The organism is Bacteroidia bacterium, from assembly GCA_033391075.1.
GTDB lineage: Bacteria > Bacteroidota > Bacteroidia > J057 > J057 > JAWPMV01.
This window is the reverse complement of record JAWPMV010000001.1, coordinates 3,084,313-3,102,646: the sequence shown is the minus strand read 5'-3', so window position 1 is coordinate 3,102,646 and position 18,334 is coordinate 3,084,313. Positions and strand designations below refer to the sequence as shown.

The 18,334-nt window shown below is 41.9% G+C and carries 14 protein-coding genes; 9 read left to right on the top strand and 5 right to left on the bottom strand.

The window, feature by feature from the left end; genetic code table 11:
• Positions 1–50: 50 nt before the first annotated feature.
• The gene (locus R8P61_12530) at positions 51–584 is read right to left on the bottom strand and encodes a DUF6702 family protein (protein MDW3647886.1); all 534 of its coding nucleotides are present in this window, start codon (positions 582–584) and stop codon (positions 51–53) included.
• Positions 574–1,974: a M20/M25/M40 family metallo-hydrolase gene (locus R8P61_12525; GenBank protein ID MDW3647885.1), complete on the bottom strand. Its 1,401-nt coding sequence runs from the start codon at positions 1,972–1,974 to the stop codon at positions 574–576. Before R8P61_12525 ends, R8P61_12530 begins: the two co-directional genes overlap by 11 nt.
• Positions 1,975–2,068: 94 nt before the next feature.
• Between R8P61_12525 and R8P61_12520 the strand changes: the two genes are divergently transcribed.
• Positions 2,069–2,554, top strand: coding sequence for a DUF6702 family protein (locus R8P61_12520; GenBank protein ID MDW3647884.1), 486 nt, complete (start codon positions 2,069–2,071; stop codon positions 2,552–2,554).
• 3 nt (positions 2,555–2,557) lie between these two features.
• Here R8P61_12520 and R8P61_12515 read toward each other — a convergent pair whose 3' ends face one another.
• Positions 2,558–3,883, bottom strand: a complete 1,326-nt coding sequence (locus R8P61_12515) for an amidohydrolase (GenBank protein ID MDW3647883.1) — start codon at positions 3,881–3,883, stop codon at positions 2,558–2,560.
• Between the two features lie 204 nt (positions 3,884–4,087).
• Between R8P61_12515 and R8P61_12510 the strand changes: the two genes are divergently transcribed.
• Positions 4,088–4,435, top strand: a complete 348-nt coding sequence (locus R8P61_12510; GenBank protein ID MDW3647882.1) for a hypothetical protein — start codon at positions 4,088–4,090, stop codon at positions 4,433–4,435.
• A 123-nt stretch (positions 4,436–4,558) separates the two neighbouring features.
• Here R8P61_12510 and R8P61_12505 read toward each other — a convergent pair whose 3' ends face one another.
• The gene (locus tag R8P61_12505) at positions 4,559–5,359 is read right to left on the bottom strand and encodes a phage holin family protein (protein MDW3647881.1); all 801 of its coding nucleotides are present in this window, start codon (positions 5,357–5,359) and stop codon (positions 4,559–4,561) included.
• 94 nt (positions 5,360–5,453) lie between these two features.
• Entirely contained in the window at positions 5,454–6,401 is a 948-nt protein-coding gene (locus tag R8P61_12500) for an alpha/beta fold hydrolase (GenBank protein ID MDW3647880.1), read from the bottom strand.
• Positions 6,402–6,535: 134 nt separating this feature from the next.
• Here R8P61_12500 and R8P61_12495 point away from each other — a divergent pair, with 134 nt between their 5' ends.
• The 7 genes from R8P61_12495 to R8P61_12465 all read left to right on the top strand — a co-directional run bounded on the left by R8P61_12495 (position 6,536) and on the right by R8P61_12465 (position 18,272).
• Positions 6,536–7,285, top strand: a complete 750-nt coding sequence (locus R8P61_12495; GenBank protein ID MDW3647879.1) for a DUF1080 domain-containing protein — start codon at positions 6,536–6,538, stop codon at positions 7,283–7,285.
• 24 nt (positions 7,286–7,309) lie between these two features.
• Entirely contained in the window at positions 7,310–7,885 is a 576-nt protein-coding gene (locus R8P61_12490; GenBank protein MDW3647878.1) for a YceI family protein, read from the top strand.
• The gene (locus tag R8P61_12485; protein ID MDW3647877.1) at positions 7,882–8,871 is read left to right on the top strand and encodes a formylglycine-generating enzyme family protein; all 990 of its coding nucleotides are present in this window, start codon (positions 7,882–7,884) and stop codon (positions 8,869–8,871) included. The genes R8P61_12490 and R8P61_12485 overlap by 4 nt, the downstream gene beginning before the upstream one ends.
• Positions 8,872–9,231: 360 nt before the next feature.
• On the top strand, positions 9,232–12,045 hold the full coding sequence (locus tag R8P61_12480) for a kelch repeat-containing protein (protein ID MDW3647876.1): 2,814 nt from the start codon (positions 9,232–9,234) through the stop codon (positions 12,043–12,045).
• A gap of 193 nt (positions 12,046–12,238) precedes the next feature.
• Complete coding sequence (locus R8P61_12475; protein MDW3647875.1) at positions 12,239–12,778, top strand: ECF-type sigma factor; 540 nt, start codon at positions 12,239–12,241, stop codon at positions 12,776–12,778.
• Positions 12,775–15,276 (top strand): serine/threonine-protein kinase, encoded by a 2,502-nt coding sequence (locus R8P61_12470; protein MDW3647874.1) that lies wholly within the window; start codon positions 12,775–12,777, stop codon positions 15,274–15,276. The genes R8P61_12475 and R8P61_12470 overlap by 4 nt, the downstream gene beginning before the upstream one ends.
• Positions 15,277–15,461: 185 nt before the next feature.
• Complete coding sequence (locus R8P61_12465) at positions 15,462–18,272, top strand: kelch repeat-containing protein (protein ID MDW3647873.1); 2,811 nt, start codon at positions 15,462–15,464, stop codon at positions 18,270–18,272.
• The last annotated feature ends 62 nt before the right edge of the window (positions 18,273–18,334 follow it).

Genomic DNA, 18,334 nt, shown 5'->3' with positions numbered 1-18,334 from the left:
AGCTTGTTTCAGATAGGTCGTAAGAGAAAGGGAAAGCTTACGCCTGCTTTTCATTTAAATGAAAATTTTTCCTGATACAGCTGCTTGTCGAGATTGCTGATGAAGCGCTGATCACCCACTTTCAATCGGATGATATTGGTTTGGCTGTCGAATAATTCCAGTAAGACCTTACTGCTTAGGTTTAGCTCTCTGGGTTTACATTCTGCTTCTGCCTGAAAATAAATCCAGCATGCGTCTTCCCGAAATTCTTTTTTGATAAATTGAAGAGATAGGGCTTTCCGGGCAATTGAAAGAATGACTTTCTCCTGAATGTATCTGTCAATGGCCATATCGGCTCCCTCTATTTCTTTTTGGGTGTCGAGTAAAAATCGGGGATGACCGGCATTCACTAAGGCATCTTCCAGATCATTAGTGAAAACCTTGATCTTGATATCAAATTTTCCCCAGTCCTTATCAAAACGAATATCATGAATGGATACATAAAATGCATGCCTGGGGATAAAAGATTGGCTTATGAAAAAAAGACATAGAAACCCAAATGGCAATAAAAAGCTTCTTGATCCCTTAATTCGCCTACTTCTCATATTTATCTATAAGGTAAATGATAGCTGCCAGGGAAGCAGAACCCAATAGAAGTTCCCGTCTGTTTACGGTTTCAAATACGTCCGTCTCCGAATGATGATAGTCGAAGGTTCTTTGAGGATCTACATTTAATCCCATCATAGGAACCTCCATATCTCGATGGATAGGACCCACATCAACTCCTCCTCCTCCTTTATTGATATAACTGATGGTATTTTGGGGGAATAAAGGCAACCAGGATCTGAATCGCTCCAGCATATCATCCGGACCAGAAAGGCCAAATCCTCTGGGACTGAATCCTCCTGCATCACTTTCAATAGCGATAAGATGTTTCTCCTGATTTTCTTGAGCCAGGTCCGAATACTTTTGTCCTCCGCGTGTACCATTTTCCTCATTCATAAACAAGACAGCGCGGATTGTATGTTTGGGCTTGATATCGAGCTTTTTCAATATGTGAAGAGCTTCTATAGAATGGATACATCCGGCGGCATCATCGTGTGCACCTTCTCCTACATCCCAACTATCCAGATGTCCACCTACGGTTATAATCTTGTCGGAAATCGAACCCTGGAGTTCACCGACTACATTATGAGAAGGCGCATCCTCAAACCATTGACTATGGATAGCCAGTTCAAGTTTGAGTCCCGGATCATCTTTCAGGGCTTTGGCCAATTTTATAGCTGATTGTACACCGAGGGCAGCAGCTGGAATCTTATCCTGATCCTCTGCATAACGCAAAGCACCTGTATGAGGGGCATCATCAAATGCAGAGCTGGCAGACCTCATGATAATCGCACTTGCTCCATATTTAGCAGCTCGGGATGCCCCTTGCGATCTTTGATCTACAACCCCGCCATATCCGGCTCCTGTATTGATATTTCTTTGATCGAAAGCTCTATTGTAAAAGACGATTTTTCCTTTTACTCCGCTTTCTCCCAAATCATCGACTTCATCTAAAGAAAAGACTTCTACTACTTCCGACTGTAAACCTTCCGGAGGAGTTGCAACAGAACCTCCAATTGCCAGAACGGCTAATTCATCTCCCCCCACAATCCTTGCATGCTCCTTTTTGCCTCGCTCCCAATGGGGAACCATGACGTCCTGGAGGAAAACTTTGTCAAACTTCAATTCTTCCATCAAGGCTTTTCCCCAGCTTACGGCATTAGCAGCTTCTTCTGACCCACTCAACCTGGGACCTATATCTTTACACAATTCTTCCATCCAGACATATCCGTTTCCATTCGCCAGCGCTTCATCGAAGATGGATCGAATCACTTTTAAATCTTCTTCATTAAGATGGGAGGAAGGAGCGTTTCTGGGAGCATTTTGGCAGGAAAAGCCAGCTAGTAGAAGTATCCCCAATAAATTGAGTTTGAGTGTAGCAATTTTCATTAGATCCTGATTTTGGACTATTTAATATACTATTTTTCCCTTTATTCTTTGGTTTTGGCGTAAATTGATTGCTGAACTTTTGGGCAAATATCCTATGAAGCTAATATTAGGCCTTTTCTATTTATCACTCTTCTTATCTCCTGAACATGCCTTTTATGTCAGTATAACTGATATTTCCTATCAGGAAAATAAGCAGGACCTTGAGGTGCAGATCAAAATTTTTACAGATGATCTGGAAGATGCTGTTCGTTCTACTTTGGGAAAGATCGTTAAGCTTCAGGATGGAATTAATGAGGAAGAAGCTTCTTTAGTTCATCAATACCTCCTGGAGAAAGTAGAAATTCTTATGGACGGGAAAGCTCCAGATATCCGTATGCATTCTTGTCAAATAGAAGGAGATGCTGTTTTCTCCATTTATAGAGGCAAGATGGATTTCAGACCTAAAGTGATCGATATTTCCAATACCATCCTTATTGATCTTTTTCCCACCCAGAACAATATCATTCGGCTCAAAGGAAGCGCAGCCAGCGGTCTTTTGAAACTGGATAAAAAGAAAACTTCTGGAATTATAGCTTTTTAAGTCCTATTTCTTCATAATCTCCATTACTCCAGCACTCATAGCCGTAATGCCTGTTCGGATGCTTTCTGTGGGATCGGGATAGTAAAAGGGAGAATGCAAACCGGGTACATGTCCTTCTTCTTCCATCTTTTTCATTCTGTCAGCTTCTACCGTTCCGAGATTAAACATAAAAGTCGGAACCTTTTCTTTTGTATTGTGGAATTGAGAGAAATCTTCTCCACCCATTACAGGGGGCGTCTGGATCACTTTATCTTTCCCTAGCGCTTCGATAAATCCAGGTAAGGTCTTTTCAACCAGGCTGGGATCATTATAGGTAGCAGGTGTAGAATTAAAGGTGAAATCCATCTCGGGATATTTTTCTGGTGGAAGTCCAAAGGCCATGGCATTTCCATCACAAATTTCTTTGATTCTTTTGAGCATCTGATCTCGAACCTCCTTTTTATAAGAACGAAGGGTGAGCTGTAACTCTACCTGATCAGGAATGATGTTTCCACGTGTACCTCCATGTATAGCGCCAACTGTAACCACGCCAGCATCCGTGGGGGTAACATTTCTTGAGATGATGGTCTGTAAATCCATGATAATGGTGGAAGCTAATACTACGGGATCAACCGTTGTATGCGGGTAAGCCCCGTGTCCTCCTTCTCCAAAAATCTTTAAACTTACCATATCTACACTTGCCAACGCATAACCGGGACAATATCCAATAGTACCTGTTTCCATTTTTGCATTGCAGTGAAGGGCAATTCCGTAATCCGGTACGCCAAATCTTTCATATAAACCATCCTCCAGCATGGCTTTGGCTCCCGCACCAATCTCTTCCGCTGGTTGGGCTATCATCATCAGGGTTCCCTTCCAGGAATCTTTCATTTCTATAAGGGTTTTTGCCGTACCTGCCCATACTGCCATATGCATATCATGTCCGCAAGCATGCATGACTCCACTCTCCAAACCGTCATCAGTCTTGGCTGTAACTTTACTAGCCCATTCTATAGGAGTTTGTTCATTGATGGGTAAGGCATCTGTATCGGTTCTGATCAAAACGGTAGGACCTTCCCCATTTTTCAACATAGCAACTACGCCATGGCCTCCCACATTTTCCGTAACCTCATAGCCTAATTTGCGAACATGCTCCGCCAATGTCTTTCCACTTTCTTGCTCGTGCAAAGATAATTCGGGATGGGAATGGAGATGCTTGTAGAGTTTCTCAATTGCCGGAACTTCCTTGTCAACCAAATCTTTCAGTTTATCCATGCGTTCTGGCTCAGAGTCCATCGCAATCAGGAGAGGCAAAATGAATAGGGAGGATATGAATAGTAGTCGCTTCATGTTACAGAGTGAGTTAAATCAATAGGGAATTATAGATAAATATCCTTATTTGCAAAATAGTAGCTAGAAAATATTTTGACAATTCGGGAATAATCTCCTCTTATTATTTGTCTAAATGCTATGTACGGATAAAAAAAATGTCCAAAATCTAAACTTTGTGTCGGTTTCTGAGTACAATAGAGATACGACTAACACGACTACGGCATGAAATCTTTATTTCTCTACACGTTTCTACTTTCTTTTTTGCTTTTTCCGCTAGGAGTCAATACGATTAAAGCGGCTGATTATCAGGAAGGAAACAAAATTTTGAAGTCTAAAACTGTTGATCCTGAAAAGAATAATGGAGAAGGCCAGGGAGGGGAAGGAGAAGGTGAAGAGGACGAAAGACAGGACAAAAAGAAGACGAAGGAAAAAGAAAATCAGAAAAAAGCTAAAATCGCTAAGAATGATGATAGCTCTTTCGGAATGCTAAAAGATTTATTCCAAAGTACCTTTGATTACTTTTATGCTCCAGATAGCACAAAATCAGAGGAAATAGGAAAACAAAGATAAACGGAACAAATTCCATGACAAAAAGCCTGACGATTGAGTCGGGCTTTTTCTGTTTTCATAATTCCAGATAAAAGAAAAGGCCTGCTACTAAAACAGGCCTTTTCTTTTTATACTTTTATCCATTTAATATGGATACGAACTATCCTCGGGTTTGGGTGGACGGGGTCGAGGTCCATCGGAAGAGAAGATCCTCTTAATGAAGTAAAAAGCCAGGAAGAGAATTCCTGCCCAACCGATGATTAGAATGACAGCCCCCAGGGTTTCATTTCCATTACAGGATACACTACAAGCCAAAGCTACAACCAGCATCCCCAGGCCTATCGCCAAAGCAATGGTCAATATCGTCAGCAGAACTTTTGCTCCAGTACCGGTTTCTCCTTTCTTTCTTCTGGCTTTGAGGTCTTTTAATTCTGTTTTGATCAGTTTCCTCAATTCCTTGAATTGTTTCTTCATTTGTTTTCTCAGCTCTTTGGGAGTCAAAGAGCTGGGAGCTTCTTCCAGATTCTTTGGATGGACGCTGGAAGTAAAATGAATACTTGAATGTTCACTCTGCGAATCTAGCTGTTCGGTATTTATAGAAAGTTCCGGATCTGTCCAGACTTCAGCAGCTCTTCGATTGGCCAGAAAGACGACCATAAGAGCCCCACAAAAGAAGATCAAAAAGTCGAGGGCTTTTCTTTTTCTGAAATTTCTACTTGATCCAGCTTTGAAAGTCTTTTTACGTGGATAAAGCAGAATTCCACTTATTGAAATTAAACTGAAAATGACAGCCAGAGGATATGGGAAAATGATATCATGGGCAAATAGATAAAGGCCTCCATAATAATGGATCCCTACACTAATGATGGTCGCAAAGGTTATAAGTAATCGGGCGCTTATCGGATTGATTTTTGCCCATTTAGATGCCTGGTATAGGATTTTCATGTGTGTAGTATGTTAGTAGCGTTTGACAATATAATTGACGCTCCTTCCAAATCAAAACATACCGAAATATTTAGTTCAGAGAAGATTCTTTAGTCTAAGGTTTCATAAATCCATCGATACTGTTTCTAAATGCAGCTTTTGCCTCGATGAATGGGAAATGCCCGCATTGGGAAAGTACGCTGAGCTGCGAAGCTTCAATCTGCTCTGCAATTCTTTCGATAGCAGCGAGAGGAGTGGCATCTACGTCACCATGAAGCAATAGGGTAGGTGCCTTAATTTTTGATAATTCTTCATATAGATCATAAGCTTGTAGGTCTGGGAGGAGATACATCAGTTTCCCTTGCCTTTCTCTATAAGCTTCCGGGAAAAATAATTGCAGGCTATCCAGGTATTCCCGATGAAAGAAGGAGGGGGCAAAATTTAGCTTGAAAACCTTTAAAAAGGCTTCTTCCTCCTGATTTTTAAATGCATCACTCTGCATAAGCTCTTGCAGGGCCAAGGCATCCGCTTCGAGCCTCCTTTTTTGGAGATTCTCCGCAGCTGTAGCTTCATAGGACTTATTTGCAGCAACTGTATTTACCAGGATCAAACGCTTTAAGCGGTCGGGATAAGTTTTTGCATACCACATCGCTAATAAGCCTCCCCAGGAATGAGCGAGGATATTCACTTTCTCCAAAGAAAAATGTTGCCTGATGGCTTCTATATCTTCCACCATGAGCTGCATATTCATCTGACTGCTGTCAAGATCATAAGATGACTTACCCGCTGCTCTTTGGTCAAAATAAATGAGACGATAGGAATCGGCCAATTCATCCATATGGGGGAGAAAATAAGAATGATCCATACCCGGACCGCCGTGAACCACCAGAATGGGTTCTCCTTTTCCTATACTCCGATAATAAATAGAAGCTCCTTGATGTTCTATAGTTCCACTATCTATCTCCTTTTTCTGTTTTGTGGATTGCTCATCCTCAGAAGCAGTTTCTTTGCAGGAAATTGAGAAGAGGAGGAAAATATAAAATATTAATTGAGCGGCTCTCATAAATGATATGTCGGGAGTAGATAAAAAATTAATATAAGCAAAGAAGGAGGATAAGTCCTGCACTCTTTGTCATAAATTTCGAAAACCTATATATTCGAAACATAATCTAAACCTAATAAAATAAACCAAAACTGATGTTGAGACTACTTATACTTATCGCCATTTGTTCTCTGGGTTTTTCCGGTCTTTATGGACAGGATTGGAAAAGGGACAAACAAGATCCACGCGCTACAGAATTGTGGGAACCCGTTCCTCCTAAAGTAACTCCCGGTGAAGGCACTGCTGCCCCTTCGGATGCAATTGTATTATTTGATGGAAGTAGTTTGGACGGCTGGGAAACCACAAATGGGAAAGCTGCCGGATGGAGCCTGGAAGATGGTGCCATGACAGTGAAAAGAGGAACTGGGAGCATTCGCACAAAGCAGGGATTTGGTAGTTGTCAATTGCATATCGAGTGGAGGTCTCCTACTGAGATTGTAGGAGAAGGTCAGGGAAGAGGCAATAGTGGGGTTTTTCTCATGAGTACCTATGAAGTACAGGTCCTGGACTCCTATGAAAGCCGCACCTATTCCAATGGACAGGCTGGTAGTGTTTACAAACAATTTATTCCCCTGGTAAATGCCACGAAAGCTCCGGGAGAATGGCAGACCTATGATATTATCTTCATGGCTCCTATTTTCAATGAGAAAGGAGCCGTAATCAGGCCCGCATCTGTAACGGTACTTCATAATGGAGTTCTGGTTCAGAACCATTCTGTATTGAGAGGCCATACTCCTTATAAAGGTTTGCCTGCATACACCAAGCATGCTGACAAACTTCCCATTATGCTGCAGGATCATGGAAATCCGGTGAGCTATAGAAATATCTGGATAAGAGAATTATAAACTCAAAATAAACAAGAGAAACAGGTGAAAAAGTTAATTGCTAGTATTCTAACTACATTCTTTTTTCTTACTGCCATCCATGCGCAAGGAAGCTATGCCTTTGCTGAAGGATCTGAAGTCAAGGTTGACGGAAGCTCTACGGTCAGCGACTGGTCAGTTCCGGTAAAGCAATTGGAAGGCAAAATGGCCTTGAGTGAAGGCTTTAGTGGTAAGGAGGGAGAGGAAGTCAAAGACATCCTCATTGTAATGGAGGTCAAAAGTATGGAAGGAAGAGGACCAGATATGAATGAGAAGATCTTCAAGGCTTTTAAAGCCGAAGAATTCCCACAGATTATTTTTGAGTCTGCTTCAGCCAAATGCATGCAAACAAGTGAAGGAAGCTTCAAGCTTTCCAGTACAGGTAGCCTGAAAATGGCTGGTCAAAGTAAAGAAATTGTCCTTTTGCTTGAAGGTAAAAAAGCAGAAAAAGGCTTTGAGTTCTGGGGGAGCCATACGCTGGATATGACGGCTTATGGAATGGAACCTCCAACGGCTTTCTTTGGAAGTCTGGAAGTAGAAAAAGAAGTAACTGTAATTTTTAAAATACTGGTAAATACATGAATCTGATAAGCAAAGCCGTATTTTTTCTGGGACTGGTACTGACCAGTTTGTGTTTGAGCCTATATGGGCAAGAATCAGCTGATCTTGAGATCAGAGAGGATACAATAACCGGAACAGATGTTACCTTTAAATTGGTGCATATACCTGCGGGTAGTTTTATGATGGGAAGTCCTGAAGGTGAAGTGAAGCGAGAAGCGGATGAGGGACCTCAAAAAGAGGTAAAAGTGGAAGCCTTTTGGATGGGGATGTATGAAGTTACCTTTGACGAATACGATATATTCAGAGATCGTGAGAAAGATCAGGACATCACCCATGCTGATGGGAGAGTTTATGAAGCAGATGGAGCTTCTCGTCCAAGTCCTCCATATGAGGATCCTACTTTTGGTATGGGGAAATACGGATTTCCTGCAGGCTCGATGACCCAATATGCTGCCTTGAAGTATTGTAAATGGTTGTATGACAAAACCGGCATTTTTTACCGACTTCCAACGGAAGCCGAATGGGAATATGCCTGTCGAGCCGGAACTACAACTGCTTATTCTTTTGGAGATGATGCTACAGAAATAGGAGACTATGCCTGGTATTATGAAAATAGCGATGGAAGCTATCATAAAGTTGGCGAAAAGAAACCCAATGCCTGGGGATTATATGATATGTTGGGAAATGTTGGTGAATGGACCCTGGATCAATACCAGGCTGACTTTATTAGCAATATGGAGGCAGGAACGGAATCTCCCTGGGCCAGGCCTACAAAATTGCATCCGCGTACAGTTAAGGGAGGAAGCTATGATGATGATCCGGAATATTTACGTTCGGCCGAAAGATTGGAATCTTCCATGAACTGGAAAAGAAGAGATCCTCAATTGCCCAAAAGTTTCTGGTGGAATACGGATTCTCCTTTTATTGGATTTCGTATCATTCGCCCGGCGGTCCAACCATCTGAAGAAGAAATTAAAAAATTCTGGAAGATGACTTTGGACGAATAAATTAAGCTGATTCTCCTGAGGGAGAATTAAAAAAATAATTAATGCTGTATCAGACTGTTTATTCGGTTGATACAGCATTTTTTCTGTCCTAAAGTCTGATAGGAAATTTTCTGTCAAGCAATATTCGGAGTGACCTTTCTCATAAAAAGCTGTCCAATAAAATAAAAATAAGATAGCTGTAAATTCTGGAAACGAGCCTGGAAAGGTCTTTTTGATCAATTAAATGACTATTTTTGATTGAATACAAGTTTAAACTATCAAAATATTTCAATTCTGAGGATTTGTTGCTTACTTAAGTTTTCTATTACTATCTCCCATAATTTATGGGTTCTTGAATTATAATTGGGATTTATCTAAATTATGTCGTCTACTCTACGCATTCTCTATCTGGGAGTTATTCTCCTATTCATTTCTTCTTCTTCATGGGGCCAAAATTGGCAAAGCCTAAGCAGTGCATCTGATGCCAGATGGCTAGCAGGTGGTTTAAGATTGGAAGATAAATTTTATGTCCTTTCCGGCTTCACGCTTATCAACAACAAAGAGTTCATTGTGAATTCTCTGGAGGTCTATGATATTAGCAATGATGCATGGACTTCTCTGACTCCCATGCCGATCTCTAAGTATGAGACCGATCCTACAGAAGCTGGAGTTACTCATACAACAAATGTACTGGTTAGTGATACCATTTGGGTCTTGGGCGGAAGAACCGGAAAAAACCCGGGTCCTGTTACCGAAGAGGTCTGGCTATATGATATCAAAACAGATAATTGGAGTGCAGGTCCTGATTTGCCGATTCCGTTGGCGAATGGTTATTGTGTGAATATTGGAAGAACTTTACATTATATCGGGGGCTTTTTCAATGCGTGTACGGGCATGTCTTATAAGCATTACACCTTTGATATTGATGCCTGGCTGGCTGATCCTGTGAATGCTAAATGGGAGGATTATAGAGCTCCATTACCAGAAGGCAAAGCTCATTTAAGCGTAGTTGCCCTGGGAGGGAAAATTTATGCTTTTGCAGGCGAACTTAATCATGATTGTTGCCCCGGTTCTCCGGTTTATCCTCCTTGTCGGGAAGATCAAAAAGACGGCTATGTATACGACTTAGAAACGGATGTATGGACTCCACTTCCTGATTTGCCTTACATCCGATCTCATGCGGAATTGAACAGCTTTGCCCTGGATGGAAAAGTGTATCAGGTGGGTTCTGAAACGGGGGTAACCACTTCAAAAACTACCCTGGTATATGACCCCGCTTTAGGTACATGGTCTGAGGAAGCTAGCTGGGAATTCCCCAATACCATTCATTTGCCTGCGGTTACTGTATATAAAGATAGTTTGATTGTTTCGCATGGAGGAAATCCTTCCCGAGGTGTATCCTCTACTATTACGCAATATACCCAGATTAACCGCTCACCAGTCTATGAATTGGGCTGGGGGAAAGATACCCTGGACTTCTGGGTCTATCAGGGTTTATCAGCCAAACAAAAGGTACTGGCATGGACACTTTCTGCTAAACTTTTAGCCAATCTTAATTCGGAAACAACTACTTCCTGGTTATCTGCTCCGGCAACTATTAATTTGGATGTAACAGCTTCAAAGATTCCCGTAGAAGTGAATAGCTCAGGCCTTGCTTCAGGAACATATTATAGCAATTTGATTCTGAGTGGAAATGGTGAAGATGTAGTAGATCCTTCCATAAGTGTTCCTTTCAGCCCGGATACCATTGTAGTAAAGTTGACGGTTGGTCCTTCTCCGGATGGCGTACTTCTGATGGAGCAGGAAGGCAGCTGTGAAGAAATAGAATTGGGGACTACAGCTACTATACCTGTTAAGGTATTTACCCCGGGTGCCACGCCTATTTCTCTGACTGCTTCATCTTTGTCAGATGCAAGTTTTAATCTGGCTAATCCCCTGCCTGCTACGCTCCCTGCAAATGGAGAAGCGCTTGTGGATATAAACTTTAGCCCTACAGCGACGGGAAATTTTTCTCCAACTTTCAATATCAATCATTCAGGTAGCGGTGCTAGTTCCAGTGTCGTCCTGAATTGTGAAGCGATACCGCCTTGTGTAGATCCTCCCAATTGGGTGGATGTTCCACTGGGTACGCCAACTATCCCCGGCAGCGCCTGTCAGACTGGTAACATAATTCGGATGTCAGCTGGCGGTAATAATATCTGGAGCAGAAATGATGAAGGAAGATTTTTTGCCACTCAGGTAAGTGGAGATGGGGAAATGATTATCAAAGTAAATTCTGCAACTGAAGCTGATGAAGACACAAAAATCGGGATCATGTTCCGGGAAAGTCTGGACGATGATGCTGCCAATGTATTCTTTTTGATAAACCCCAATCACTATTTGACGATTCAATACAGGCCGGGAACCGGACAAGGATCTTATCGGGAGATTGCCATTGGCTATTATCCCCCTCACTGGTTGAAGCTCGTTCGCCAAGGCAATGTTTATACCCCTTATGAATCTGAAGACGGAATTACCTGGAACATTTTCAATAATAATGATATTCCTATCAACCTTAACCTTAAGGATACTCTTTATGCTGGGATCGCTTTTACCAGTCATGATGAGAATGTAGAAACCTTTGCGGAACTTGAGTCTGTCTCGGTCAATTTCAGCCAGACTATCTTTCCGGTAGTATTGGAGTCTTTCGAAGGAAAACTCATGGATAGATCAGCGCTTCTTAATTGGAAGGTCAGCCTGGAAGAAAACTTCTCGCATTATGAAGTTCAGAGAAAAACAGATTACGATCTGGATTATCAATCTCTTGGCATCGTAAACGCAGCAGGAAAATCGACATACGAATTTTGGGACAGAGACCTTCAGATCGGAAAAAATGTTTATCGCCTTGCCATGTTAGATATAGATGGCCAGGTCGAATATAGTCGTACAATTGAGCTGGAACTGGATCAGGCAAATGCGTTTGATGCCCGCATTATCAATGAGCTACAATCTTTGGAATTAAAGTGGTATGCTCCATCAATTGCCGGTAGCATTGGATTAATAGATATCACCGGAAAGCATATTTGGAAGAAAGGTAGGGATTTTAGGCAGGGAGCTCGGGATATTATTCCCCTTCCCGGTCTTTCAGCAGGTTATTATGTCCTTGAAGTAAAATGGGAAGGAAGGTCTCAACGAAAGTTGGTTTTACTGAAATAATAAAAAGATGTGGGATTCCAGGAGAAAAGTATGTCCCATATACCAACTGAAAAAGTAAACTAAAGAACCGAATCATTTTTTTTGTGTAAAAAAGTCCCCTTACTAAAGGGGATTTTTTGAATTGAGCCCTCTCTATTTTATCTTGGAATACTGTGAAGATGTTTCACATAGCTTTGGATAAAACCCCTGGAAGATGGGCCCTAACAACAATGATACAGATCTATCTTTGGGTAAACTTTTCCCAGAAGTATATGATCAATTAAAACTCCTTGCTCACAATCAGCTTTTTAAAGAGCGAAAAGATCACACCTTTAACACAACTGCTTTAGTACATGAGGCCTATGAAAAAATGGAGTCTCATAGAGGAAATTTTGCCAATAAAAGCCATTTCTTTGCCCTGGCGTCTCAGGCCATGCGGCGAATTCTGGTAGATTATGCCAGAAAAAAGAAGAGTGAAAAGCGAGGAGGAGCCCGATTTAAAATCACCTATGGCGATCACAATATGTTGCTTGAAACCAGTGGCGACGAACTCTTACTCATAAATGAATCCATGCATAGGCTATCCGCACTCAATGCAAGACAGGCTCAGGTCGTGGAGTACTGGTTTTTCGGAGGCTTTAATCATGAAGAGATCAGCAAAATTCTGGAGGTCTCTGTGCCGACTGTGAGAAGGGATTGGCGGCTGGCAAGAGCCTGGCTTAGCAGAGAGATTAAAAAAGAGATTGCCATATGACAGCTAATCAATGGGAGCAAATTGGAACCTACTTTGACCGCATTTCTGAACTGAAAGGAAAAGACCGCACAGATGCCCTGGATCAGTTGCGGACTGAGATACCAGATATTTACGATGAATTGTTAGAGCTTTTACAGGAGGATAATTCCCCTCATACTATTTTTCATATGAGATCCCTCTTAGATGAGGACAAAGATCGAATTGGGGAGAATATTGGTAATTATACCTTGCTGGAATTGCTAGGAAAAGGCGGCATGGGAGAGGTGTATTTAGCGGAAAGAAGTGGAGAAGATTTTGAGCAAAAGGTGGCCTTGAAATTGGTGCGCTCCTCCTTGAATAAAAAGGAACTCAATAGATACTTCAAGGAAGAGAGGCAGATACTGGCGGGTTTGAATCACAAACACATCGCTGCTCTTTATGATGGAGGCTTGAGTGAAGACGGATTTCCTTTTTTTACCATGGAATTTGTTGAGGGCTTGCCGTTAACCGAGTATGCGAAAATTCATAAGTTGAATGTAACCGAGAAGCTGGAATTATTTCTGCAAGTCTGTAGTGCCGTTTCCTATTCCCATCAAAAGTTGCTGGCACATTTAGATTTAAAGCCCGGCAATATCCTGGTAAATAAAGAAGGAGAAGTAAAGTTATTGGACTTTGGTATCGCTAGTTTACCTGACTCCAAAAAAGAGCAACAAAATCTTCGTTTTACTCCGGCTTATGCTTCTCCCGAGCAATTACATAGAAAGAATCCTTCAGGAAGTAGTGATATCTTTTCTCTGGGTGTCATCCTTTTCGAATTGATCAGTGAAAGTCTGCCTCGACAAACAAAAGAGCAGGGGATTTTAGCCTGGAAGAAGTTGAGCTTTGAGCTGGACAAAAAGGACTTTCCATCTATGCCTGCTGATTTAAAGGAAATTTGTTGGAAATCCCTGCAGAAGAATATAGAAGATCGCTATAGCAGTGTTGATCTCTTAATGGCAGACATAAAGGCTTACCTCAGTGGTTACCCCATTTCAATAAAGGCTAAGGAAAAGGCCCATGTCTTTGCCAAATACTTGAGAAGGAATCGCAGCGCAGTTATTTTAATTGGGCTAGCTGCCCTCCTCTTAAGCGGAACAATTTTTAGCTACACACAGAGACTGGAAAGCGAGCGGAATACGGCTCGTAAGGAGGCTGAAAAGGCAAACCAAATGTCTTCTTTTATGTTTTCGGTTTTTGATGGAGCCAATCCCTATGAAAATAGAGGGAAAGAAGTAACGGCTACTCAACTCTTGAAAAAAGCCTTGACAAGAATGCCAGAGGAGTTGGCTGGGCAAGACGAGGTTATGGCCCAAATGACTGCTGCTATGGGGCAGATCGCTATCGAAATGGGAGAATACCCCCTGGCAGATAGCCTTACTTATGAGGCCCTGGAATTATTATCAAGGATGGAAAAACCAGATCTGATCCTTCATTCAGACGCATGGCTATTTCGAGCGGATTATTTTTCTCAAATGGGTAAATATGAAGAAGAAGGACATGCCTTAGGAGAAGCGAGGAAAATTTTAATGGCGGAATATGGAGAAAATGATACCCTGGTGGCCAACTATTTGGAGAGAATGGCCAGTAATGCTTATTACCAGGGAGATTTTTCCAAGGCAGATAGCCTATATAGGGCATTGATAAGTACCTATTCTGAAATCTTCGAAGATCCTCGAATGAAAATTGTTTACCCTTTGACTGCATTGGGGGAAGTAAACAATGTGCTCAATAAACTGGAAGAAGCAGATTCTATACTCAGAATTGCAGTCGATATGGTTTCAGAAGTCTATCCTTCCCCACATACAGAAATTGCCTATACCAATTCCATCATGTCTTCGGTTCAATACAATCGCGGCAATTTTCCGGAAGCCTTGAGTTTTGGGAAAATATCTCATCAGAATTCCCTGGAGATTTATGGCCCGAACCATAAGCAGCGCATGGATTCCTGGGTAAATGTAGCCAGGGTTTATACGGGTATGGATCTATTCGATTCTGCTATTTATGTTTATGATAGTTTGAGGACTTTGAGTGTGGAGATACATGGGGGAAGGGATGATAGTTACTATGGTCAGCTTACACAGAGTTTGGCCAATGTGTATGAAAATATGGGGGAGTTGGAAAAGGCAGAAAAATTATTGCTGGAAGCCAGGCCTATTCTGGAAAGAAATTTACCAGCCGGACACCCCACTTTGATTTACGTCTATTATTCTTTAGGAAAAGTGTATTTGGACCAAAAGAAATATCCAGAATCAAAGAGATTGCTGGATAAAGGCTTATCTATTTGTACCGATTATTTTGGGGATGAGCATCCCCGTTGTGGCTTGCTGGAAATGGCTATGGGAAATTGGTATATAAAAAACGGAGAGCAGTCAAAAGGGACAAAACTCCTCAAAGATGCCCAACTGCATATGGAAAAATGGCCTAGGAGATATGAAGATGCTTTGAAGAGTATAGAGAAATTATTGTCCGATATTAAGTAGTATTCGCAAGTCGTAATTTCCCGATTTTCAAGAAATTACTGATTTTATGCAATCAGTTTTGCTACATTGACCACAACTTATTGACCATTCAGTTAATTTAATGAACCGTCTGTTCCAACAGGCCTTTCACTGTCCTCAAATATTTGGATTTTCGTGTATAAATACTGGGCTATTCTATCGAGTTCATGATGATTGCATTTTCACGATATTCCCTTCTAAGCTGCTTCTACTTTTTCCTTTTTTCTGTTTCATTCGGTCAAAACTGGCAGCCACTTAGCGATGCTTCAATTGCTCGTTGGCTTCCCGGGGGTTTGCTACTGGAAGATAAACTATATGTCTTATCGGGCTTCACTTCAGAAAATGGATTTGATGAGAAAATCATTCCATCATTTGAGGTTTATGATATTCCTACAGATAGCTGGACCACGCTTACACATATGCCCTTGTCTAAGTATGAGTCCAGTCTCGATGAAGCAGGAGTAACCCATACAGCCAATGTTCTGGTAAATGACAGTATATGGGTAATCGGAGGCAGGACAGGGGACCATCCGGGCCCAGTTACTGAAGAGGTTTGGATATATGATACCAAGACTGATGTCTGGCACGCAGGTCCTGATCTCCCAAGACCCATAGCGAATGGATATTGTGTAAATATCGGTAGAACTTTACATTATATCGGAGGCTTTTTTAATGCCTGTAGCGGTATGTCAGAAAAACACTATACCTTGGACCTCGACGCATGGCAGGCAAATCCTTCCTCGGTCAGCTGGGAAGATTATAGAGCCCCTCTTCCAGTAGGAAGAGCTCATATAAGTGTTGTGGCCCTTGGAGGTAAAATTTATGCATTTGGAGGAGAGGATAATCATGATTGTTGTTATGGAGGCCTTCCTTGTAGAACAGATCTTAAAGATGTTTTTGTATACGATGTAGAAACGGATGTCTGGACAACTATGCCAGATCTTCCTTATGCCAGATCTCATTCGGAATTGGCGAGTTTTGCCCTGGATGGGAAAGTTGTACAGGTCGGTTCTGAAGTTCACTCAACCATTTCAAAAACAACTTTGCAGTTTGATCCTTCTACCGGGCTTTGGACCGAAGCCACAGATTGGGAGTTTCCTGAATTGATCATGGCACCTGCTGTTGGCATTTATAAAGATAGTCTGATCATAACTCATGGAGGATATCCTGCAAGAGGCGACCCCAAAACAACCGCGCAATACACAAAAATTACTCGTAATCCCAACTATGAAATTGGTTGGGGAAAAGATACCCTGGATTTTTGGGTATACCAGGGACTTTCGGCTACTCAAAAAGCATTGGCCTGGACCCTCTCAGGAGCATTAGATGCAGAGTTAGATCTTGAAACTCCTGTTTCCTGGATAACAAAACCAGGTATAGTTTCTCTGGATTTGGTTGGAAGAAGAATTCCGATTGAAGTGAATAGCAATGGCTTGGCAGAAGGCAGCTATTTTGCTAAGCTGATCCTGAAAGGAAATGGCCCGGATGTAGTTGATCCTGCTGTGAGTGTTGCATTTAGTCCAGATACAATTGTTGTAAAATTGACAGTGGGCCAAAGTCCGGATGGAGTAGTTTTAATGGAACAAACCAACGTTTGTGATAAAGTCGAAGTAGGAAGTTCCCATACCTTTCCCGTAGAGGTTATGACTCCCGGAGCAAATGCTATCAATTTAAATGCTGCCTCCTTCTCGAATTCCGAATTTGTCTTAAGCGGAGCTCTTCCATCCAGTATTCCTGCCGGAGGGAGCCAAACTATAAATGTTACTTTTACTCCCAGTGCATATGGAAGCCTGAATAGCAGCTTCACACTCAATCATGATGGCAATGGGGGTTTTACCCAAATCGACCTGGGCTGTAGAGCAATACCAACTTGTATCGTTCCTTCCGATTGGGTCAGTACTTCTTTGGGAAGTCCTGCGATTGAAGGAAGTGCATGTGTAACAGATCAGAGCTGGCGAATATCAGCTGCCGGAAACAATATTTGGAGTACCAAAGATCAGGGACATTTTATTGCTAAAGAGGTGAGTGGGGATGGGGATATGATCTTTAAAGTCAATTGGGCAACTGAGCAAGATGAAGATACTAAAATAGGGATCATGTTTAGGAATAGCCTGGATGAAAGTTCGGCAAATGTCTTTCTACGCATCAATCCCAACCATCACCTGGCTATACAGTACCGACCTGGCGACGGCCAGAATACCTATAAGGAAATTGCCATTGGGTATTATCCTCCTCATTGGTTAAAGTTAGACAGACAAGGCGATGTCTATACTGCTTATGAATCAGAAGATGGGATAAACTGGAGCTTGCTCAACAACAGCGACAATCCAGTAACGGTTGAACTGAACACTACCATTTATGCTGGAATTGCTTTCACCAGTCATAATACCTCCGCTTTAGCAGAAGCCGAAATTGAAGGCATGCAACTCAATTTTAATAATGCAGTATTCCCCGTAGTCTTGAATGCATTTGAGGCAGAACTTATTGATGGATCAGTCTTACTGGAATGGAAAGTAGAATTGGAAGAAAATTTCTCGCATTATGAAGTTGAAAGACGAACAGAGAACAATACTGGCTTTCGAACCGTGGGGGTAGTTTCTGCAGAAGGGAAAGACACCTACCAAAGCTGGGATTCTCGCCCCGAGCCAGGCAGTAATGTATATCGACTCGCCATGCACGACATAGACGGTACCATTGCCTACAGCGATCAGATCGAAGTAGAAGTAGGAGCTCCCAATGCTTTCGCAGTACGGATGATTGAAGGCCTGCAAGCCATGGAAATGATTTGGTTTGCTGAGTCAGCAGATGCAAAACTCCGCTTGATGGATATCACCGGCCGCCAACTCTGGCTTAGAAACAAAGAATTGCATACAGACAACAAATACATGTTGAATTTGCCGGGACTTTCTCCGGGATATTATGTGATTGAAGCCAATTGGAATGGAAGATTCAGAAGGAAACTTTTCCTTATAAAATGATATATGTTTTGATAAAAAGGCAAGGGGTAGAAGATAGCTTCCACCCCTTTTTTCAATTCCCC